The organism is Enterococcus sp. S53, from assembly GCF_016516865.1.
GTDB lineage: Bacteria > Bacillota > Bacilli > Lactobacillales > Enterococcaceae > Enterococcus_D > Enterococcus_D innesii.
On record NZ_JACVUH010000019.1, the window covers coordinates 1 to 22,282 of the forward strand.

Below are 22,282 nucleotides of genomic sequence, written 5' to 3' on the forward strand. Positions count from 1 at the left end.
GAGCCTTAGAGCCCCAACGGGTTTTTAATGAAGTTATTTCACTGCGTCTTTAAGAGCTTTACCTGGTTTGAATGCAGGTACTTTGCTAGCAGGGATCTTGATTTCTTCACCAGTTTGTGGGTTGCGTCCTTTGCGTTCTGCACGAGAACGAACTTCAAAGTTACCAAAGCCGATCAATTGAACTTTTTCACCGTTAGCTAAAGCGTCTTGAATTGTTGAGAATACAGCGTCTACTGCTGCAGTTGCGTCTTTCTTAGTTAAGTCAGTAGCTGCTGCAACTTTTTCGATTAATTCTGCTTTATTTGCCATGGATGGTTTCACCTCCTGATATTTTTTTTGATGTCATGCATCAACAAAAATCTTGAGTGGTCCAAGGTTTTTGTCAAATATTGATTACCATCAATATTCTGATATAACGTTATCATAAGAACCTTGTAATATCAAGGATTTTAACGTTTTTAGGGGGTTTTTTTTTGGTTTTTTCCCATTTTGCTAGAAAAGGACAGATTTCTTTGTAAAAAGAAACAAAGTATGATAAAATCTCTATTTTCTTCTGCGAGGAATGATCCGAATCGGCGTTCCTTCAAAAGTGAATGCCTTGCGGATTTGATTTTCTAAGAAACGTGCATAAGAGAAATGCATCAGTTCTTCTTCGTTGACAAAAATAACAAAAGTTGGCGGTTTGACAGCTACTTGCGTCGCATAAAAAATCTTCAAACGTTTGCCTTTGTCTGTTGGTGTTGGGTTGATCGCCACAGCGTCCATAATGACGTCATTCAACAACGCAGATGGAATACGCATGTTTTGATTCATGCTGACTTCTTCAATCAATTGCGGCAGCTTATTCAAGCGCTGCTTCGTCACTGCGGAAACAAAAATGATTGGCGCGTAATCCAAATATTGGAATTCATCTCTGATCTCTTCTTCAAAATCACGCATCGTATTCGTTTCTTTTTTCAATGTATCCCATTTATTGACAACAATAATGATTCCACGGCCTGCCTCATGGGCATAGCCAGCGATCCGTTTGTCTTGCTCGCGAATTCCTTCTTCGGCGTTCAAGACCATCAAGACGACGTCTGAGCGTTCAATGGCCCGCATTGCTCGCATGACACTGTATTTTTCAGTAGATTCGTAGACCTTCCCTTTTTTACGCATGCCGGCGGTATCGATCATGGTAAATTCTTGACCGCTTTCGCTAGTAAAATGGGTATCGATCGCATCACGAGTCGTTCCTTCGATATCTGAAACGATCACTCGCTCTTTTCCAAGAATCGCATTGATCAAAGAGGATTTCCCGACGTTTGGTCGACCGATCAAACTAAACTTGATGATGGAATCGTCTTCTTCTTCCGCTTCATTGGTGAAGTGTTTGACTGCTTCATCAAGAACATCACCGATCCCTAATCCATGACTTCCTGAGATCGGGTATGGATCGCCCAGACCTAAACCATAGAATTCATAGATATCGTTACGCATCTCGGGATTATCAACTTTGTTGACCGCTAAAATCACGGGTTTGTTGCTTTTGTATAACAAACGAGCCACAAGCTCGTCCGCATCTGTTACTCCTTCACGAGCACTCGTAATAAAAACAATGACATCTGCTTCATCGATGGCGATTTCTGCTTGATGCTTGATTTGATCCATAAACGGCTCATCACTTAAATCGATCCCACCTGTATCGATTACGCTAAACTCACGGCCTAGCCATTCACCAGTGGCATAAATACGATCTCTGGTCACTCCTGGAGTATCCTCAACGATCGAAATTCGTTCTCCAGCTATCCGGTTGAAAATGGTCGATTTCCCCACATTCGGACGTCCAACGATCGCTATTGTTGGATTTGACATTTTTTACCCTCCATTTAAAAAAGCAGTCCTTGTACGCTGCTTCTTGTATTCAATCTTACTTAGTTTACCTAAAGCCATGGAAAGTTGCAAGCTTTCCCAGCAAACAAAAAATCAGCTTATAACAAATTCAAACATCGAATCGTTATAAGCTGATGGCATACAATTACTCTTCGTCGCTGTCTTTTAAGGCATCGCCTAAGATATCACCCATGGTAAACCCGGTTGATTCTTCTGGCAATTGATAATCATCCTCTGAAACTTCTTGTGTTTCATTGGTGTTTTCGGCTTTTTCTAATGCTTTGATACTTAATGCAATTCGATGTTCTGAAGGGTTCACTTCGAGCACTTTCACTTGCACTTCATCGCCTTCTTGTAAGACTTCATGTGGTGTCGCAATGTGTTTATGGGAGATTTGTGAAATATGGATCAGCCCTTCAACACCTGGGAAGACTTCCACAAACGCACCGAAGCTTGTCAAACGTTTAACAGTCCCAGTTAAGACACTGCCAACAGCCGCTTGTTCTTCGATATTGGTCCAAGGTCCAGGCAATGTGTCTTTGATTGAAAGAGACACACGTTCTTTGTCTGCATCAACAGATAAGATACGGACGTTGACGGTATCGCCAACAGACAAAACGTCACTCGGTTTGCCCACATGCCCATGCGAAATTTCAGAGACATGGACAAGTCCATCGATGCCGCCTAGGTCTACGAAGGCACCAAAATCAGTCAAACGAGCTACTTTTCCTTCTACTTCTTGTCCTTCATATAAATCAGCTAATAATGCTTCTTTTTGTTTTGCTTTTTCTGCTTCAACAACAGCTTTATGAGAAAGGATCAAGCGGTTTTCAGAAGGCTCGATCTCAACGATTTTAAAGGTCAATGTTTTCCCTTTGTAATCTTCAAAATCCGCAACAAAATGATCTTCGACCATTGATGCCGGAACAAAACCACGAACACCTACATCAACCACTAACCCGCCTTTAACGACGTTGGTGACTGGTGCTTCGATGATTTTTCCTTCTTGGAAATCTTTTTCGATATCTTCCCAAACTTTTTTCGCATCTAAGCGACGTTTAGAAAGGAGATAGCTGCCGTTTTCTTTGTCTTTACCAATTGCTGAAATCACAACTAATTCTAAGACATCCCCTACTTTGACTGCTTCGTTGATGTCTTCAACAGGTAAAGTCGATAATTCTTTTGCAGGAACAACGCCTTCAACGCCGGCGCCTTCGATCCCTACGATCGCTTGTTTATCCTCAATGGCCAATACCTCGCCTTTAACGATATCTCCAACTTTTACTTCTTGGAAATTGTCTAAAGCGGCTTCCATTGATTCATTTCCACTCTCAACCTGATTATTTTCAAATTCTGTCATCTCTCATGTCCTCCTAACCAACAATTCTGCAATAATTGCACTACATCTTTTAGTTTAAAATAGAATGAAAAAAAAATAAAGCGATTTCTCTTATTTTCCTAAAAAACTACGGTTTTTTCGTTGAAAAAGTCTTTTCACGTCTGTTTTCTTGCTTGCTTTCATCTTTTTCGTAGGAAAAATAAAAAAACAATGGGGAACACCCACTGTTTTCGTTAGTTGATCTTTTCTTGGATCGTTTTTTTGATTGCTTCTACGACTTGCTTGATCGTTAAACCGGAGGTGTCGATTCGAACGGCATCTGTTGCTTGTTTCAGAGGGGAGACTTCCCGATGGGAATCCAAATAATCTCTTTGCTGGATCTCTTCTTTCAAGGTCTCATAATCGGTACCGATCCCTTTTTGCTGATTTTCTTTGAAACGGCGCTGCGCCCGTTCTTCCACACTTGCTACAAGAAAAATCTTGACTTCTGCTTGTGGTAAAACCGCCGTACCAATATCGCGGCCATCCATCACGACACCGCCATCTTTAGCGATCATCTGCTGTTGTTGGACGAGTTTTTCGCGGATCGCAGGGTATGCAGACACCTTCGAAACTGCGTTGGTTACTTCTGGCTGACGGATCGCTTCTGTGACTTGCTCTCCTCCTGCAAAGACCTCTTGACCGTGTTCAGTCGGTTCAAAAGTGATGGGGTATTGATCGATCAAAGCAGCGATCGCCGCTTCATCCTCTAATGAACAGCCGCTTTTTAAGGCCAAATATGTGATGCTGCGATACATGGCACCGGTATCTGTATAAATAAACCCTAAATCATTGGCGATGATTTTTGCCACTGTGCTTTTTCCCGATGACGCAGGACCATCAATAGCGATGTTGATTTTTTTCATTTTTCTTACTCCTCGTTTCCCAACGATGTGTATTCCTTCATCGTTTCTGCTTATCGTTCACCTTGGCTTCTTCCTACCAAGAAAAAAAACCGCCAAAGCGGTTTTTTATTTAATTCGTAATGTGTCGCCAGGGTATAGCATGTAGTTGTTTGGATCAATCCCATTTAATTGATATAGGGTTTCAACTGAGATGCCTGTACGGGCTGCCACTTGTTCAGGACCTTCACCTGCTTGCACCGTCGTATATTCCTCGGTACCAGTCGCTCCTTGCCCTTGATTATTTTGCGTAGTGTCTTGACCTGCATTGTTTTCTTGTTGAGCCGGCTCACTACTACTTGATGGCGTCGTTGAAGCTGGTGCAGAACTGCTACTGCTTGATGAAGAACTTGATTCACTTGTTGACGAACTTGTCTCACTTGTCGATTCAGTAGTGGATGATTCCGTTGTTGATGACTCGGTTGTCGAAGATTCTGTCGTACTTTCTACTGTACTGCTTGAACTTGCTGCGGTCGGGGCATCACTGTTATGATTCAATACCCAAATACCGGCACCAACCGGAATTGCCACGATCAAGAAAAGCAAAACTAAAACGATCGTCAAAAAGAGTGAATTCCCACGCTTTTGTTTTCTTTGTTGGGATCTTGATGCAGAATCATCGTATTCTGTATCATAGATTGGTTGTTCCCACGGTTCTTGATTTTCTGAATTGTAGTCATTGTCTTTCTTGCTCACTCGTATTCCCTCCTAGTTTCCTTCCGATGTATTATACCATAGGTAAATAAAAACTGTCCTGCAAAATACGATTCAATTTATATCTTTAAAAATTTTTATTAAACGTTCTTGCCAATGAAGGATGACTTTTTTTTCTAAAAGCTCTTCTTCTACTGCCAATTCGATCCCGTCATTGTCGCAACAATAAGGATTCTGTTGCACTTCTTCTCCAAAATGCGCCAATAAAAACTGACGGCGGCAACCGGTAAAATGAATATAAGCCAACATTTTTTGTAATTGTTCTTGCTTTTGCTGTTCGTTTTGTTTTAGCGTTTCCAGCCAAAACGCAGCCCCCAACTCCTTCATCTTCTGCTGCCATTTTTCTTGCAGCGGTGTCAAGGGTTCTTTCCTCTTTTCCTGAGCCATTCGTTCTAAAGCACGGCGTTCTTCTTTGTTTTCTCGCTGAAAGAAGTAGTGGATCTGCTCATCGTGTTCCTGATAAAGCAAGATCGCACTGCTTTGTTTGCCATCGCGGCCTGCTCGACCGATTTCCTGACTGTAGTTTTCCAGCGAATCAGGCAAGTCATAATGGATCACAAAACGAATATCTTCTTTATTGATCCCCATCCCAAACGCATTGGTTGCGACGAGCAATTTTAATTTATTCTGAGAAAACTGCTGCTGCAACGTTTTTCTTTGATCACTCGCTAAACCACCATGATAATAACCTACCGTATAGCGCTGACGCAGTTTATTATAGACTTCTTCGACTTTGCTTCTTGTGGAACAGTAAATGATCCCAGCCCCGCCTAAGCGGCTGAGATAGTCTGCTAATGCCGCATCTTTGTCTGTTGTTTGCTCTACGAACAAGCCGATATTGCTGCGGTTCATCGAATAACGATAGACATTGGCGTTCTTTGCTAACAACACTTGCCGAATATCTGCTTCGACTGGTGCCGTAGCAGTAGCCGTCAAAGCTAATGTGACGGGTGTCTTCAAGCGTTTTTTTACTTCACCAAGCTGCAAGTACTCTGGTCGAAAATCAATGCCCCATTGGGAAACACAATGAGCTTCATCCACCACGAGCATAGCGATCTTTGCTTGTTCGAGTTGTTGCAAAATGGCTTCTTGCACGATCATTTCTGGACTTAAAAACAAAAATTTGTACTTCTGCAAGTGCTGCATCACATAGTGACGATCGGCAAGGTCCAGTTGACTATTAAATGCAATCGCGCGTTTTTCCCCTTGCTTTTGTAAGCCATAGACTTGATCTTCCATTAAAGAAACAAGCGGTGAGATAATGATCACGATGCCATCTATGAGGTACCCTGGCAGCTGATAACAGAGACTTTTGCCATTCCCGGTAGGCAGAATCGCTAACGTATCTTGCTGCGCTAAAACACTTTCGATGACTTCTTTTTGTCCTTGACGAAATGTTTTGAAGCCAAAGTACTGATTCAGTGCGTTTTCTAACATCGAATCCCCCGTTTCTGAGCAATCTGTAACAAACGGATCGTCAAAAAATCTGTCGCCAGAAGTTCCTGTAATTCTTGATAGCTGTTTTTCCAAGAAGTTGCTGGCAGCTTATTCAGCAACGCTGTATCAAAGCGCTGATACGGAAATGTCGGATCAAGCAGTGCCCATTCAATCAAATGATCATTAACGGTTCCTCGTTTGATCCTTCTTTTTTCCATGATCTGCTCAACAGAAGCTCCTTGCAAGAATAATGCACGACTTTCCAGCATACTTTGATTCAGATTCCTATTTAGAAAAGGCGATAATCCTTGAAACAGTACCATCTGCGGCTCTTTTTCGACCAGGGCTAAAAATTGATGGATCGCAGCTCCTACATAAAGATTGTCCCAAGGCTTACCTTGTACAGATTCTGGCAAAAGTTGGAAAAACGCCTGCCCAAGAAGATCAGGACCAGATAAGGTGCCCGCTAAAAAATCTGCAACTTCTGCGGGAAGCTGGTCAAAAACTGCCGAAAGTTCTCGATGAGTGATCTTTTTGATTTCAGGGTATTGATGGATCAGTCGACGCACAGGTTCTGTATATAAGGGCGTGTTCTCAACAGGAATATACTGATTGGTCACCCCTTGATATGCAGCTGCTTGAACCAGCAGTCGGACAAAACGCCAAGCCTCCTCCGTCGTTCGTCCATACCGAAAATAATCCATCTGATGCAACAACATTTCTCTGGACTGCTCATAATTTGCAACGGTCCTTTTGAGCAGCAGACCATCTGAATCCCGACTTAACATCCCTTGTTGGATCAAGTCAGCGATCGTCTGTTGATACTCCCTCTCATTCAACTGTGGCATCGCTTGAAAAAAACCTAAGCGATCATAAAAAAAGGCATAACTCAAAACAGAGCTAGTACGCTTTCCAATGAGAATTTGATAAAGTGTCGATGGGCGTAGCTTGTCAGTATCAGAAAACAGCGCTAAAATAAAAGAATCCATATCTTCCCTCCAGAAAGGACTAAAAAATGTCACAACGCTGTAAAATTGTTCCTGAGCGCTGCATTGCTTGTGGCCTATGTGCGATCTATGCCCCCGAGATCTTCGATTATGATGAAGATGGGATCGTTTTATTTGCCCAAGAACCGAGTGCTCGGCAACAGTTTATCATAGAAGAACAACAAGAAAAAGTCAAAACTGCTTATCGCAAATGCCCTACCCGTGCGATTATCATGGAAAAATAAAAAAGCCGACCTGCCATTGACAGACCTTTCGTCTGCAACAGCAAGTCGGCTCATTTTTTATTTTCCTATAGCAGAATGATGGGGCTGCTTACGAGCCAACCATGGCAGCAGCTTGGCATGTAGTGCTAAAAAGACGGCACTGACGATTGCGCCTTTAACCAAATTGAAAGGTAAGATCCCGATCGCCACATATTGCGGCAAAGACATTCCTAAAAATTGATCAGCTGTGACCCCGAAAAAGCGTAGGTAAAGCGGTGTGATCACAAATAGGTTCGCCACACTCATAAAAATCGTTACCGACAAGATACCGCTGATGACACCAACCATTTTATTTTTGGTGTGGATACCTTTGCGGAAAAAGTAGTACATTGGTAAAGTAAAGGCACATGATGCTAAAAAGCTTGCCGTATCCCCCACCATATCAGCAGGTGAAAAACCAGATAAGAACAAATGTAGGACCGAACGAATGAAGGCAGTCACTACCCCACTCCAAGGACCAAATAAAAACATCATGATCATGACGGGAATATCACTAAAATCGATCTTTAAAAAGCTGAATGCCGGAAAAATTGGAAAAGCGATAAATTGCAAAATTGTTCCCATAGCAGCACACATGGCGATTGTCACCATTTTTCTTGTTTTGTTGTTCATCAGTATAAATCCTCCTAAGTTCAGGATTCCTCTTCAAACGAACCTATTAAATTTCCTCGGCTTTCTTGTCGGCGCCAGACAAAAAATGCCCTCTTTTTTCCACAGGGAAAAAAGAGGGCATTCGAAATAGCCATAAGCAAATCAAATACGCTCTATCTTCTTTATCCAGACTGTACTGTCGGTATCGGAATTTCACCGATTCAGCTATTTCCGAAGAAATAGGTCGTGGACTATAACCACCGGTCGGGAATTGCACCCTGCCCCTGAAGACGAACCTTTATTCTATTTATTACATGTTCTATTATACACAAAATCTAAAAATTAACAATAGTTACGTTTTCAGATACTTTTCAACTATTTTGCACTATTTTTCAGCTGGCTGACTTCTTTCTTCGACAATTCTCGGTATTCCCCTGGACGAAGACCTTTCAGATCTAACGGACCATAGTTTTCCCGTTTTAATTTTTGCACAGGCAAACCAACTGCTTTTAGCATGTTTTTGACTTGATGGTTGCGACCTTCGTGGATCGTCAATTGCACAATACTAGATTGCGCTGTTTGGTCTGTCGATAAGATTTCAAAGCGAGCAGGTGCCGTCTTACGGCCTTCGATCCGAATCCCTTTTGTCAATGGGAGCAGCTGCTTTTTATCCGCAATGCCTTTGACCTTGGCAACATACACTTTGTCGACTTCGTGTTTTGGATGCATCAGTGTCTGTGATAATTCCCCATCATTTGTCAGGAGCAGTAAACCGGAGGTATCATAGTCCAAGCGTCCGACTGGATACACTCGTTCAGGGACTTCAGCAAAATAATCCAAAACGACTTTGCGCTTTTTATCATCCGTAACAGCTGAGATCACGCCACGAGGTTTGTAGAACAAATAATAGACGTGTTGTTCTTGTTCGATCGGTACGCCATCAACTTCAACGACGTCTTTTGAACTGACTTGGACCCCTAATTCTTTGATTACTTGTCCATTAACTCGCACTCGGCCTTCGGTTATCAATCCTTCAGCTTTTCTTCTTGAGGTGATGCCGGCATGGGCAATCACTTTTTGCAAACGTTCCATCTTCATTCTCCTTCTGTTTCTGCTTGTTTGTAGCGGTCGTAAAAAAGATCAAACGGTGCATCTTCTTCAAGTTCATCTTCCATTGATTGGATGTCAGGCAATTCAGCCAAACTTTTTAAGCCAAAATAATCCATAAAGTATTCCGTCGTACCGTATAAGATCGCTCGTCCTGGTCCGTCCACGCGGCCCTTTTCTTCAATCAGCCGTTTTGCCACCAGTTTTTGAACCGAGCCGCTGGATTGGACGCCGCGAATCTCTTCTACTTCCATCCGAGTGATCGGTTGCTTGTAAGCAATGATCGACAAAGTTTCCAAAGCCGCTTGCGACAATGAACTGCCCATCGGTGATTCGGCATATTTCTTCAATAAAGGGGCAAATTGTTTCTTAGTGGTTAAGATAAAATGATTGCCGACTTCTAGAATATGCAACGCAGTATGTTCATTTTCTTCATATTGCTGATTTAATTCCTGCAAATGCTGATAGACACTGGCAGTATTACTTTTGACTAAATAACTTAGTTCTTCAAGTCCGATCCCCTCATCACCGACGACGAATAAGATCGCTTCTAATTCACTATATTTACTCATCTTCTTTACCTGTTGGATAGAGCAGAATCGACGCATAATTGTCTGTTTGCTCTACTCGAATCGTTCCTTTTTTCATTAATTCTAATAGTGCCATAAAGGTTACCACAACTTCTGTTTTATTGTAAGAGGTAAAAAACGAATCGAAGCTGCGGCCTTTTTTGGCACTGACATGCTGCATCTCCAACTGAATCGCCGCCATCTTTTCATCGATGGTGCTTTCATCAGGAGAAATCTTGGTTTCTAGTACTTGGCGATTTTTCTTTTTCTCGACCATTTTTTGAAAAGCCAAAAAGAGATCGACCGTGTTGAATTGATTGGCTCTTAATTGATCTTCTTCCTCTTTGTATTCATCGACATCCATTGGATCTTTCGTGTAATACAAACTGCGCTCTTCCGCTTTTTCTGAAAGCTGTTCAGCTGCGTACTTAAATTTCCGGTATTCTAGCAGTTGTGCCACCAGCATATCCCGCGGATCTTCTTCGTACTCTTCGACTTCAGCAATCAATTCTTGTTTAGGCAATAGCATCTGGCTTTTGATCGCCATCAAAGTCGCCGCCATAACTAAATATTCTCCAGCGACTTCTAATTCTAAAATTTTCATGGCATGGATGTACTGCATGTATTGTTCGGTGATGGTAGCAACTGGAATATCATAAACATCGATCTCCAGTTTTTTGATCAAATGAAGCAGCAAATCCAGCGGTCCTTCAAAGACAGCCAATTTTATTTTGATTTCTTCCATTCCATCCTCGATTTCTAGGCGCGCGGAAAGTGCTGCTTGTACACTTCCGTCATCCGTTTCTTCGTTATATGCGTGTAAATTTGAGTGGTCGAGATATCTGCGTGTCCTAGCAACTCTTGAACCGTTCGCAGATCTGCCCCGTTTTCTAATAGATGGGTCGCAAAACTATGGCGCAACGTATGGGGAGTCACATTCTTGGTGATCCCAGCTTGTCGAACCAAGGCCTTTAAATTTTTCCAGATTCCTTGACGAGACAGTTGCGTGCCGTGGTTGTTCACAAACAGATGGCTTTCATCTGGCGTTTTTCTCGTCAAATACGGACGCGCATCGCTGAGATAGGTTTCGATCCATTGAATCGCTAGATCCCCTAATGGAACGATCCGTTCTTTGTCGCCTTTCCCGGTTGTTTGCAGCAACCCCATACTTAAATGCAAATCGTTTAATTTCAAACCGATCAACTCGCTGACACGTAAGCCCGTTGCATACATCACTTCCAAAATCGCTCGGTCACGGATGCCCAACACCGCTCGCGTATCCGGTGTTTCGATCAACCGCTCCACTTCTTGTAAACTCAAGGTATCAGGCAGCTTCTGCTGTTTTTTCGGGGAATCAATATGCTGCATTGGATCATGATCGGTAAACCGTTCTTGACGCAAAAATTGATGGAATCTTCGCAAACTAGAGACCATCCGAATCACGGTCGCCGAGGATTTTCCCGCTTCTTGCAGACTTTGCAAAAAAGACAAAACGATCACTCGGTCGACCTGCTGCCACTGAGTGACTTGTTTTTTTTGTAAAAACGCAAGATACTGTTGCAGATCTCGTTGGTAGCTGGCACGGGTATTTTGGGATAGCCCGCGCTCAATGGTCAAATAATGAAGATAATCAATGATTTGTTCGTTCATGGGGCTCCCTCTACTTTCAGCTTTTTTATCATATCAAATTCTGGCTCGTTAAGATAGTAGCTTGCCAATAAAAAAGAGGCACCTACCCATATCGTTTGCCCAAGGAAACACCCGAATCATAGCAGATTTTTCGGTTTCTTTCAAATTGGAAAAAATAGCGCTCTTCCTATTGGAAACCATCTGACTATCATTCGGGTGATAACAAACGTTTATTTAAAATTGCCAAAGTACAATTACTCGGCTTTGCTTTGGCATTTTTGGCAGACACCATGAAATGTCAACCGATGATCCTTTACTAAAAAATGGTACTTTTGTTCAACGATCTCTTCGACACTGCCCAGCAAATCCTCTTCAACCTCTTCAATATTGCCGCATTCCAAACACAACAAGTGATGATGAAAGTGTTTGGCACCTTCTTTGCGTAGATCATAGCGAGCGACACCGTCATTAAAGCTGACTTTATCGACGATTTTCAAATCCGTTAAGATCTCCAACGTTCGATAGACGGTTGCCAAGCCAATCTCAGAATTTTTTTTTCTCACAAAAAAGAAAATCTCTTCGGCGGATAAATGGTCTTTCTCATTTTCTAATAAGACCAATAACGTCGCTTCTCGCTGAGGAGTTAATTTAAACCCCGACTCGTGCAATTGTTTCTTGGTCTTTTTTAATGCTGCTGTTGTGTTCATAGTTGCCTCCGTATGCCGTTAATTTATAACGATTCTAATCTGAGTGAGAATCACTCAAGACAAACATTGTAATCATTATAAATTAGAACGATAAAAGAAACAAGTATTCTCAATTAGGTTTTTTGATAAGAATCGTAAAGCCGTCTTTTTGCTCAATCAAACGCTGTTTCATTAAGGTTCCTAATGCCCGTTTAAATTGGCCTTTACTAATACCAAATGTTTGTAAAATCTCTTCCGGTGCTGATTTGTCGGTGAAAGGAATTTTGTTCTCAGGTGCTCGTTCTAAAAAGGTTAGAACCATGGCGGCATCATTTGAGATCGCTTCGTGGGCTCTTGGTTTCAATGAAAGGTTCAAGACACCATCTGGACGAATCCCAATCACTCGCCCTTTGACCACTTCCCCAAGGCGCGGCTCTTGATACCGTTCTGATGGATGGACGAAGCCAATATAAAAATCATCCGTCAGCAAGTAAGTACCCGCTAACTTCAAACGGTACACGGTACCTGTAACATCTTGATTCTTCATTTGCTCCGTACCATTTTTGCTCAATGCCTTAAAAATTTTCTCGTCTGCTAATGAAGCCCAAATACGCTCTTTGTCATCGACCCGCAAGCTGACCATCAAGCGGTCCCCTTTTTTAGGCCAAAGTTCCCGCATCGTTGGCAATTCATCTAATGAAACCACCATATCTTTGTCTTTTAAACCGATATCGACGAAAACGCCTAAGTCGCGACGGCTTCCTGTGACTGTACCAAAGGCATAATGCCCTTTGCGGCTTTTCGGAATGTTCGTAGTGAGCACATTTTCTTGCTTTTGATTTTGATAGCCAAACCCTTCGACTGCTTCACCTAAATGATGCTCGCCTTCTTCCTTGGCTAGTCGGAAGGTAACCCCGCCTTTTTGAACAAAATAATTTTGTTCATTTTCATCAATGATCAATCCGCTAAATACGGATGCTAATAAGTCTTTCATCTATTCTCTCCTTCTTCATAAAAACTGCCCGTTGCTATACAAAGAAACGCAGCAGTGCCATAGCAATAACGCCTGTAATAACGATCTTCATCAAATCTTTGGTATAATACCCCACCAACAATGCTGGGATACAGGCAACAGCTTCTTTGACTTTCAAGAGGGGAAATTGCCCTTCACGAAAGATCAACAAATTTTGCACCAACAATGCCGCCAAAATACACAAAGGTAAATAACTCAAAAAGATGGTGAAGGACTTCGGAAAGACCAGCTTTTTAGAAAATAAAAAAGGAACGATCCGCGGAATCCATGTAACCAACCCACATGCTAGCATTAGTATAACAAAATTAGTCATGATGTGTCACCGTCCCAACCAAACAACCTGCCAAGGTCGCCGCAATTACCGCAATCTCAGCTGTCGAAAAACGCATAAATAAAATTAATGTCCCCACAACTGCCCCTAGTACTAAGAGGGTTTGCTGGGTTTTCTTCTTAAGCGGTCGCTCTACTTGAAATAAAAAAAGACCAACAAACATGGCTACCAAGGCAAAATCTAAGCCTAACGCTTCCGGATCTGGAATAAACGAGCCTAATAATCCGCCTAAGAAGGTCGCGAAGATCCAACTCAAATAAGCCATCACGTTCAACCCGTGGGTCCATTTCGCTGTGATTGGTTTGTCTTGTTGCAGTGCTGTCGTCAAAACACCATAAGATTCATCGGTCAAAAGCGTCCCAATCCCAATAGCAGAAAGCAAAGGTGTCTTTTTAAAATAGGAAGCTACTGACAAGCTCATCAAAAAGTGTCGTAAATTCACTAAAAAAACTGTTGCGACGATCGTCATGAAGGGTGCTTGAATCGCTAGTAACGCGCAAATGATAAATTGGGCACTGCCAGCATAGACAATAATAGACATTAAAATAATTTCTAAAATAGACAACCCAACGCCTTTTCCCACAACCCCCATCGCAAAACCAATGCCCAGATACCCAAGAATCGTTGGTACACAAGCAATGACTCCATCTTCAAACCGATCATATCTTTCCATTTTCTGCACAAAAAACCCCTCCTTGTTAGAACGATTATCTTTCATCATATCGAAAACAGGGAGGGGAAACAAGAGTTTTTCACATGTGCATGTAATTACTCTGAAATTTTGCTAGTGACTCAGGGGATTTAGCGAACGGTGTGATCGTTCCCATTGCCTCTGAAATAGCCGGTTTTGGCGTTTACCGTAAATAAGTATAGCGGGAAGGCTGAATCGTCCGTTCCTTTGAGCAAGCTACCTTGGGCATTTGTCGCATAAAAATTGTAATAGCCTTCACCATTGACGATTCGCACACGTTCAAAAGTATAGCCGCCTTCCACCACATAACCACGGGCAATCGCTGTGGCGATGATTTTTTCTTGGACGCCATCCGCCCACACCCAAGCACTATTGTTCACATCATCCAAATCACTTTGACGAGCTGGAATGATTGGTTGATTGTTAGTATTTGTTGGCGTATTTGGCGAAAGGACATACTCTTCTTCAGAAGTACTTTGCGCTGGTGCCGCAGCGCTTGAAGAACCACCGCTCGAAGCTGAAGAATTGTTCTCAGAAGCCGCTGCTTGTGCTGCTTGTTCGGCTTGTTGTTGCGCCGCTGCTTGTTGGGTAGCTGTTTCACGCTTCGTCAAGGCAGTATCGACTTTACGCAGTTCAGTCGTAAGACTTTCCACCAATGAATCGATTGACAATGCTTGGACTTTTTTCATTAAAGCATTGTAGTTCTCGCGGGTGACACTTGCCGGAGCTTCCCCATCACCACTTAAAGCCACCATGCTCTTCACTGCATTTTGAACTTCCTCGATCGCGCTGAACTCTTTTTGTCCCATGTCGATGGCTTGATTGATCAACTCATCAAAGGCATCCCCGTTCTCACGCTTCGCCATTGTGACAGCAGCAGCTTCTTTCAAGGGGACTTCTTCCAACTGATCCCCCACAACGGCAGGACTGCTGAAATAGCTGTTGATCTCTGTTAAAGCCGCTAGTTTGTCAGCGATCGTCTCTGCTTCTTGTGACAAGGCATCGTATCGTTCGTGGTCTTGAAAATCTGCCAACTGATTCGTCACAGCCGCCAACTGTTCTGCTGTTTTGTCGCTTTTAATGAACACACGCTCATCATCTGTATAAAAATCATTCAGCTCATTTTCGATCTGATCTAACGTGCGGTTCTCTTGTGCCAGTTGCGTTTGTCGGGCAGTTTCTTGTTGCTGTTGTTGATAGTAATACGCCCAACCACCACCTGCTGCCACTAATAGACAAGCCGCTGTAATGTAGAGTGCTTTACGAGGGCTCTTCTTGTTTTCGGTAGAAACAGGTGTTTTTTCTTCAGCAGTCGCCTTTTGCGGTGTTTCCTCCGCTATGGTGATTGGTTCAGGAATTGGATCGATGACTGGCTCTGGCTGCTTCCCAGCTTCTTCAATAACTGGCTCCATCACTGCTTCCTCTTCACTTGCCGGCAGAGATTCCTCGCTGGCTTGCACCTGACTTTCTGCTACAGCAGAGGATAGATCAACAGCGGTTTCTTCTGCTTCCAAAGCTGCAGCTGCCTTGGCTTCTTCATCAAGTTTGTGCTGCCGGATATAAGCAGCCAAAATCTCAGAGTCATGCTGATCATCCGTATTTAATGCATCGGTCTCATTTACTTCTTCGCTGGCTGATGTTGTTTGGTCTTCTTTAGACCCAGAGTTTTCCGCCGTTTCTGGTTCTTTTTTGGACTCTGATTCAAGTGCTACTTTTTGCTTATCGGGAAGGGCCTCCTGCTGAGCAAGGTCGATCGTTTCTTCATTCGAGGACGGCCGATCACCTAAATGCTCCTCCATTTTTCCGATCGGAACATTTTTAAAGTCAGACCAGCGAATATCATCGTTTTTATTTTGTAGCTCTTCTGGCGTAACGGAAGAGTCAGATGCTGGTTCCTGTTGGTTCTCCTTTGCTTCCTTCCATTGAAACCCGCAATTGGGACAAACGGATGTTTCTTCTATTGCTTGAAATCCACATTCAGGACATGTCTTCTTCATTGATTCAAACTGACTCCTTTTGTTTTTTGCAATTCCTTTTTATGGAGCAGTAACCTACCAGATCAAACGCTTGATGCGCCCACTGCTCCCTATTTCAAAGACCGACAAATAATAGGTCTTCTTCGCATTTCTTTTTAATTACTCAATTATGCAGATGCACAAAATTAAATTTATCACATTCTAAGCAATTAGCCAACACTTGCTTGGTTACGTTTTTATTAAGTTCTTTACTGATCCTGTGAAGAGATGACAGAACGAGAACAAAAAAGACTTTCCAAAGAGGACCTTTGGAAAGTCGATAAAACCTTGATTATTCTAAGAAATCTTTCAATTGTTTTGAACGAGATGGATGGCGTAGTTTCCGTAACGCTTTTGCTTCGATCTGACGAATCCGTTCTCTCGTTACCCCAAAGACTTTGCCGACTTCTTCTAATGTCCGAGTACGACCATCATCGATTCCGAAACGCAAGCGTAGCACGTTTTCTTCACGGTCAGTCAAGGTATCCAGTACATCTTCTAATTGTTCTTTCAAAAGCTCATAAGCCGCATGCTCTGCTGGACTTGTGGCATCTTGGTCTTCAATAAAATCACCTAGATGAGAATCATCTTCTTCACCGATCGGTGTTTCTAATGAAACAGGTTCTTGAGCGATCTTCAAGATTTCACGAACTTTTTCCGTCGGCAGATCCATTTCTGCACCGATTTCTTCCGGTGTCGGTTCGCGTCCTAAGTCTTGCAATAATTGCCGTTGGATACGAATCAATTTGTTGATGGTTTCTACCATATGCACTGGGATCCGAATGGTGCGGGCTTGGTCAGCGATGGCACGGGTGATTGCTTGACGGATCCACCAGGTCGCATACGTCGAGAATTTGAACCCTTTGCGGTAGTCGAATTTCTCAACGGCTTTCATCAACCCCATGTTTCCTTCTTGGATCAAATCAAGGAATTGCATTCCTCGACCTACATAACGTTTGGCAATACTAACGACCAAACGTAGGTTGGCTTCTGCCAAACGCTGTTTTGCTTCTTGGTCGCCTTCTTCGATTTTCAGTGCAAGAGCCACTTCTTCTTCTGCGGTCAATAGTGGCACCCGACCGATTTCTTTCAAGTACATCCGAACGGGATCATTGATTTTCACACCAGTCGGTGCAGACAGATCTTCTTGAGGTTGGGTTTCTTGTCGTTTTTCATTACTCTTTAAACTATGGACTGAAGGCTCTCCATTTTCATCCACGACACTGATGCCTGAATCCTCCAGTTTTTGAATTAGTTTGTCCATTGCATCAGCATCCAAAGTATACGGCGTTGCTAAACGATTCGTAATGTCATCGTAAACAACTTGCCCCTTTGTTTTGTTTTCTCGGATGTATTCGGCAACTGCTTTGTCATACGTTTTTTTTGTTTCTTCTGCCATGAAAGAAAGCCCCTTTCAGTTCGCTATTTAGCTTGTTTCAACCGTTTGGTCAAATCAATGATTTCGATCGCTAGTTCAAGTTCTAATTGCTGGTTTCCTTTTTGTCTTGCTTCTTGCTGCTGGATTCGTTTTTCATTGATTTCTTCAGCAATGCCCGACTTTTGAAAGACCTGCAGAATGTCCTGAAATTCTTGTTCAGTCCCTTCCTCAGAAGCTTTAAGATCTGCAATATCGATCACCATTTTTTTCATTGAATCTTCTTTTAAAAAATCTAAGAACTTTGCTAAAACAAAGTGTTCTTCTGTTTCCATATACGCATCAAACAGCAGATACAGCTGTTGATAACGATCGTGGATAAAGGATATACCACTCGCTCGAAAGCGATGATTTAATGTACTGTCATGAAACAAACGGTACAATAATAATTCTTGTGCTTTTTCTACCTGTGTTTTGGGCTGCTGCCGCGTTGGCGGCGTAAAGACCACAGGATTATCTGCTGGCGGTGGTGGCGCTATATCTTGCATCGGCCGCTGTTCTTGCCGATTTTGCTTGAGTTGCTGCTGCAGGGTTTCACGACTCAAATTGAACTCTGTAGACAGCTGGGTCAAATAACGGTCTTGCTCCAACAAAGAATCCACACGCTGCAATTCATTTAACACAACTTGGACATAGTCCAATTGTTCTTTCTCATTGGCTAAATTGCGATTCGTCCGATGATAATCCATTTTGAATGCAAAAACCGTTTCTTTGCCGTGGACAGCTAATTTATAAAAAGCTTCTGTCCCATATTTGCGCAAATACTCATCTGGGTCCATCCGTTCCGGTACTCGAACCACCGATAGTTTCAAACGGCTATTGTTTTGCAAAAGATCGATCCCACGGTTCGTTGCTTCAACCCCTGCACTATCTCCATCGTAACAAAGAATCACTTCTTGTGCCACTCGTTCGATATGGGCGATCTGCTGATTGGTTAAGCTGGTTCCCATTGAGGCGATCCCATTTTCGATTCCTGCCTGCCAAGCGGCGATCACGTCCATAAATCCTTCAAATAAATACACTTGGCCATCTTTGCGCATCGCACGGCGTGCTTTGTCAAAGTTGAAGAGAACCTCGCGCTTGTTGAAAAGGATCGTTTCAGGACTATTTAAATATTTCGGCTGGTCTTGATCACCAACTTTTTCGCTTGCCAGCCAACGACCAGAAAAACCAATCGTTTTTCCTTGAGGATTACGAATCGGAAACATGATTCGTTGGTAAAAGCGATCCGCCAATGAACCATCGTTTCGTTGAACAAAGAGCCCTGTATCAGGAAAAAATTCAGCTTTGGCTTGTTCATTCAAAAAGACTTTCTCCAAAAACGAGCGTTCGTTCGGCGCAAAACCAATATTGAATTCTTCAATCAATGCCATCGTCAATCCGCGATCCAACAAATAATCAAGCGCTTCTTGTCCAGCAGCCGTATTCACCAACATGTGATGATAGACCTCGGCGGCTTTTTCATGCAGCGCAATCAGTTGACTCGTTTGTGAGGTCGCCTCATTGATACCTTCTGACTGTTGATATTGCGGATCAAGAGGAATATCGTTCATTTCTGCTACTTTGACGACTGCTTCAGGAAAACTGATGCCTTCAAGCTCTTGTAAAAAACCGTAAACATTTCCCCCACGACCACAACCAAAACAATGAAAAATTTGTTTGTCTTCTGCAACGGAAAAAGAAGGTGATTTTTCATTATGAAAGGGACACAAACCAAAATAATTCTTTCCGGATTTCTTTAACTGGACATACTGTCCCACGATATCAACAATATTGCTGCGTTCGCGAATATCGTCAATGATCGTTTGAGGAATTCGTGCCATCCACTCACCTCCATTTGGTAAGTATTCATCGTTTACTAGGTAAAAAAACGCACTAATAGGTATCAGTGCGAAGAATAATTAGACAGAATCACTCATAATGATTTTACCATATTCTATTTGTATTTCAAGCTTTTTTGCTTGCGTTGTTTCTTGACGATCAAGAAAAAAACCGCGCCGTAACGTCGATTTTCCACCGGTTCATTTTTATTAGATCCGCATAGAACATATTGCCGCCATTGTGATACAAATGACCGCCATTATAAAAGACCGATTGGATGCCCCAATAACGATAGGTTTGTTCTGTATCATTGCCTAACAACGGGGATAAAACCTCTCTGGAGTATGTTTCAGCTAATTCTAAGGTGTTCACGCCACCCCGTTCAGCGACATAATCAATATAATCTGTCCCAAAATTATAAGCCTGGACCGCGGTCCAAAGATCACAATTCATTTGCTCTGCTTTTTCGATCAACTCGGCTAAATAAGAAACCCCTTGTTCGATGCTTTGTTCTGGCGTATCAAATTGATTTTGTTTTCCATATACACTTTCAGAACTTTGCATCGGGTCATTGCCTTGTCCTTTTGACTCCGTCAGCATGATACTCATTGCTAAAGACTGATATTCAGAGATGTCGTGGGCTTGTGTCTGCTGTGCGATTTCCTCTTCATACGCATAGACAGCTTTCAATGCCGTGTAATTCCGATAGCCCCAAACCCCTGCTCCGATCAGCAGCAGCAAGAGCGCAAGCTTCAGTACAAATCCTAGGAAACGTCGAATTTTTCTCATCAAATACATCCCATCTTTTCTAAGTCAGAATCTATCGTACTATGAAATGAACAGGCTGACTAGAATTTTTTCTCTCCTAAAAAATCCTTAATAAAATCACAAGATTATTTAGAAAAAAACAAGCAATCCTAAGCTGATGGAGGGATTGTTGATAGTTTGACATGAAAAAGGAAACAGTGCTCCTTCAGATAAAGGAAGCACTGTTTCACTGATTTTTATTTTTCGATCGTGGTCACGATACCAGAACCAACTGTTCGTCCACCTTCACGAATGGAGAAGGTCGTTCCATTTTCCACAGCGATTGGATGGATCAATTCCACATCGATCGTTACGTTGTCACCAGGCATAACCATTTCCGTTCCTTCTGGTAAAACGATATTCCCAGTTACGTCCGTTGTACGGAAGTAAAATTGTGGGCGATAGTTATTAAAGAATGGGGTATGGCGACCGCCTTCTTCCTTTGTCAACACATAGACTTCTGCTTGGAATTTCGTATGTGGTGTGATGGAACCTGGTTTTGCTAACACTTGTCCCCGTTCAATTTCATCACGGATGATTCCCCGTAATAATACCCCTACATTATCACCAGCTTCGCCAAAGTCCATCGTTTTACGGAACATTTCTACTCCTGTTACGACTGCTTTTTGTGTTTCAGGTTTGATTCCGACGATTTCTACTTCATCACCGACTTTTACTGTTCCGCGATCGATCCGACCAGAAGCAACGGTTCCCCGTCCAGTAATTGAAAAGACATCTTCGATTGGCAACAATAATGGTTTGTCAGTATCTCGTTCAGGTGTTGGGATATATTCATCTACCGTATCCATCAGCGTTAAGATCGCTGCTTCTGCTTCTGGATCACCTTCCAAGGCTTTTAAAGCAGAGCCTTTGATCACAGGAATGTCATCCCCTGGAAAATCATATTCAGTCAGCAATTCTCTGACTTCCATTTCAACTAAATCGATCAACTCATCATCATCGACAAGGTCCGTTTTATTCAAAAAGACGATCAAATGTTTCACACCTACTTGACGAGAAAGCAAAATATGTTCCCGTGTTTGTGGCATTGGGCCATCTGTCGCTGATACGACCAAGATTGCGCCGTCCATTTGGGCAGCCCCTGTAATCATATTTTTCACATAGTCCGCATGTCCTGGTGCATCGATATGGGCATAGTGCCGTTTTTCTGTTTCATATTCTACATGGGCAGTATTGATAGTGATACCACGTTCGCGTTCCTCAGGAGCCGCGTCGATACTTGCGTAATCTTGCGGATTGGCAAGCCCTTTTTTCCCAAGAACTGTGGTAATAGCAGCAGTCAAGGTTGTTTTCCCATGGTCAACGTGTCCAATTGTTCCGATGTTGACATGGGGTTTGCTACGATCATAATGTTGTTTTGCCATATTGTTTCCCTCCTAGAGAAAGTTGAGTCGCTGTTTGACTCGAATCATATTTTTGCGATTTACGCTTCCAAATTCATAAGCCTTAACTTATTTTTTGTAAGTTTAAATCTACTCTTATTATAGGTCAAAATTAGTCAAAGTCAAGTCAGAGGACTCAGCTCCCAATCCCTAAGAATTTCTTTGCTTTTTAGCGATCTATTGGACGTAGGACAATTTTTATGAATAATAGAAGATGAGGTGAGAGATGTGAAGAAAATCATGGCAGCGCTGGTTTTTACAGCAATTTTCCTTGGGGGCTGTTTTGCTACTTATCATTATTACTATGGTGGAAATGAGTACTATACAGTCATCACGGATGCCGGCGAGCACGATACAGAAATTAGTGATAACGGGGTTGCCGAAGATGTCTACCGTTACACACAAGACGCTTACAGTTCCTCTGGAGAAGTCAAAAGGGTCAAAATGAATGAGCACCGTTCCGCTCCTTTAAGAGAAGGTGCCTATTTAAAATTATTGGTCAATCCTAATAAAGGTGTTCTGAGCTGGGAAGAAGTTTCTGAAGAAGACGTTCCTAAAGCCGCCCTTGAGAAACTGACCGATCAATAATTG

Annotated in this window: 23 protein-coding genes and 1 riboswitch; of the genes, 2 read left to right on the forward strand and 21 right to left on the reverse strand. The window is 42.6% G+C overall.

Annotated elements, in window-relative coordinates; translation table 11 throughout:
• Positions 1-33: 33 nt before the first annotated feature.
• From IAE45_RS16365 to IAE45_RS16395, 7 genes are all read right to left on the reverse strand, one after another.
• The gene (locus IAE45_RS16365; RefSeq protein ID WP_003126821.1) at positions 34-309 is read right to left on the reverse strand and encodes an HU family DNA-binding protein; all 276 of its coding nucleotides are present in this window, start codon (positions 307-309) and stop codon (positions 34-36) included.
• A gap of 234 nt (positions 310-543) precedes the next feature.
• The gene (gene der / locus IAE45_RS16370; RefSeq protein WP_200127301.1) at positions 544-1,854 is read right to left on the reverse strand and encodes a ribosome biogenesis GTPase Der; all 1,311 of its coding nucleotides are present in this window, start codon (positions 1,852-1,854) and stop codon (positions 544-546) included.
• A gap of 163 nt (positions 1,855-2,017) precedes the next feature.
• A complete protein-coding gene (gene rpsA, locus IAE45_RS16375; protein ID WP_005229333.1) occupies positions 2,018-3,232 on the reverse strand; it encodes a 30S ribosomal protein S1 in 1,215 nt (404 codons plus the stop codon).
• A gap of 212 nt (positions 3,233-3,444) precedes the next feature.
• Complete coding sequence (gene cmk / locus IAE45_RS16380; protein WP_200127303.1) at positions 3,445-4,116, reverse strand: (d)CMP kinase; 672 nt, start codon at positions 4,114-4,116, stop codon at positions 3,445-3,447.
• A gap of 105 nt (positions 4,117-4,221) precedes the next feature.
• Positions 4,222-4,848 (reverse strand): SAG1386/EF1546 family surface-associated protein, encoded by a 627-nt coding sequence (locus IAE45_RS16385; RefSeq protein ID WP_200127304.1) that lies wholly within the window; start codon positions 4,846-4,848, stop codon positions 4,222-4,224.
• Positions 4,849-4,920: 72 nt separating this feature from the next.
• A complete protein-coding gene (locus IAE45_RS16390) occupies positions 4,921-6,303 on the reverse strand; it encodes a RecQ family ATP-dependent DNA helicase (RefSeq protein ID WP_200127306.1) in 1,383 nt (460 codons plus the stop codon).
• The gene (locus tag IAE45_RS16395) at positions 6,297-7,292 is read right to left on the reverse strand and encodes a helix-turn-helix domain-containing protein (protein ID WP_200127308.1); all 996 of its coding nucleotides are present in this window, start codon (positions 7,290-7,292) and stop codon (positions 6,297-6,299) included. Before IAE45_RS16395 ends, IAE45_RS16390 begins: the two co-directional genes overlap by 7 nt.
• Positions 7,293-7,318: 26 nt before the next feature.
• Here IAE45_RS16395 and IAE45_RS16400 point away from each other — a divergent pair, with 26 nt between their 5' ends.
• Positions 7,319-7,534: a ferredoxin gene (locus tag IAE45_RS16400; protein ID WP_077452650.1), complete on the forward strand. Its 216-nt coding sequence runs from the start codon at positions 7,319-7,321 to the stop codon at positions 7,532-7,534.
• A 57-nt stretch (positions 7,535-7,591) separates the two neighbouring features.
• On the opposite strand, the gene IAE45_RS16405 is transcribed toward IAE45_RS16400, so the two are convergent.
• The 14 genes from IAE45_RS16405 to tuf form a co-directional block, all read right to left on the reverse strand.
• Positions 7,592-8,185: an ECF transporter S component gene (locus IAE45_RS16405; protein ID WP_016613081.1), complete on the reverse strand. Its 594-nt coding sequence runs from the start codon at positions 8,183-8,185 to the stop codon at positions 7,592-7,594.
• A 150-nt stretch (positions 8,186-8,335) separates the two neighbouring features.
• A riboswitch (FMN riboswitch) is annotated at positions 8,336-8,460 on the reverse strand.
• Between the two features lie 79 nt (positions 8,461-8,539).
• On the reverse strand, positions 8,540-9,256 hold the full coding sequence (locus tag IAE45_RS16410; protein ID WP_060792339.1) for a pseudouridine synthase: 717 nt from the start codon (positions 9,254-9,256) through the stop codon (positions 8,540-8,542).
• Between the two features lie 2 nt (positions 9,257-9,258).
• Positions 9,259-9,843 carry an SMC-Scp complex subunit ScpB gene (gene scpB / locus IAE45_RS16415; RefSeq protein ID WP_005229316.1) on the reverse strand — a complete coding sequence of 195 codons (585 nt, stop codon included), beginning with the start codon at positions 9,841-9,843 and terminating at the stop codon, positions 9,259-9,261.
• Positions 9,836-10,585 carry a segregation/condensation protein A gene (locus tag IAE45_RS16420; protein WP_200127310.1) on the reverse strand — a complete coding sequence of 250 codons (750 nt, stop codon included), beginning with the start codon at positions 10,583-10,585 and terminating at the stop codon, positions 9,836-9,838. The genes scpB and IAE45_RS16420 overlap by 8 nt, the downstream gene beginning before the upstream one ends.
• A gap of 14 nt (positions 10,586-10,599) precedes the next feature.
• Positions 10,600-11,490 (reverse strand): site-specific tyrosine recombinase XerD, encoded by an 891-nt coding sequence (gene xerD / locus IAE45_RS16425; protein ID WP_096742418.1) that lies wholly within the window; start codon positions 11,488-11,490, stop codon positions 10,600-10,602.
• Between the two features lie 233 nt (positions 11,491-11,723).
• Complete coding sequence (gene fur / locus IAE45_RS16430; protein WP_005237105.1) at positions 11,724-12,176, reverse strand: ferric iron uptake transcriptional regulator; 453 nt, start codon at positions 12,174-12,176, stop codon at positions 11,724-11,726.
• A gap of 109 nt (positions 12,177-12,285) precedes the next feature.
• Entirely contained in the window at positions 12,286-13,149 is an 864-nt protein-coding gene (locus IAE45_RS16435) for a CvfB family protein (RefSeq protein ID WP_077452652.1), read from the reverse strand.
• 34 nt (positions 13,150-13,183) lie between these two features.
• Positions 13,184-13,501, reverse strand: coding sequence for an AzlD domain-containing protein (locus tag IAE45_RS16440; RefSeq protein ID WP_081118792.1), 318 nt, complete (start codon positions 13,499-13,501; stop codon positions 13,184-13,186).
• Complete coding sequence (locus tag IAE45_RS16445; protein ID WP_081118793.1) at positions 13,494-14,201, reverse strand: AzlC family ABC transporter permease; 708 nt, start codon at positions 14,199-14,201, stop codon at positions 13,494-13,496. Before IAE45_RS16445 ends, IAE45_RS16440 begins: the two co-directional genes overlap by 8 nt.
• A gap of 119 nt (positions 14,202-14,320) precedes the next feature.
• Positions 14,321-16,207 carry a cell division site-positioning protein MapZ family protein gene (locus IAE45_RS16450; RefSeq protein ID WP_200127312.1) on the reverse strand — a complete coding sequence of 629 codons (1,887 nt, stop codon included), beginning with the start codon at positions 16,205-16,207 and terminating at the stop codon, positions 14,321-14,323.
• 310 nt (positions 16,208-16,517) lie between these two features.
• The gene (rpoD, locus tag IAE45_RS16455) at positions 16,518-17,624 is read right to left on the reverse strand and encodes an RNA polymerase sigma factor RpoD (protein WP_005229298.1); all 1,107 of its coding nucleotides are present in this window, start codon (positions 17,622-17,624) and stop codon (positions 16,518-16,520) included.
• Positions 17,625-17,647: 23 nt separating this feature from the next.
• Positions 17,648-19,483, reverse strand: a complete 1,836-nt coding sequence (gene dnaG, locus IAE45_RS16460) for a DNA primase (protein ID WP_200127314.1) — start codon at positions 19,481-19,483, stop codon at positions 17,648-17,650.
• A gap of 157 nt (positions 19,484-19,640) precedes the next feature.
• Entirely contained in the window at positions 19,641-20,270 is a 630-nt protein-coding gene (locus IAE45_RS16465) for a lysozyme family protein (RefSeq protein ID WP_077452682.1), read from the reverse strand.
• Between the two features lie 215 nt (positions 20,271-20,485).
• A complete protein-coding gene (gene tuf / locus IAE45_RS16470; RefSeq protein ID WP_200127316.1) occupies positions 20,486-21,673 on the reverse strand; it encodes an elongation factor Tu in 1,188 nt (395 codons plus the stop codon).
• Between the two features lie 246 nt (positions 21,674-21,919).
• On the opposite strand from tuf, the gene IAE45_RS16475 reads away from it, so the two are divergent.
• Positions 21,920-22,279 carry a YxeA family protein gene (locus IAE45_RS16475; RefSeq protein ID WP_140965396.1) on the forward strand — a complete coding sequence of 120 codons (360 nt, stop codon included), beginning with the start codon at positions 21,920-21,922 and terminating at the stop codon, positions 22,277-22,279.
• Positions 22,280-22,282: the final 3 nt, after the last annotated feature.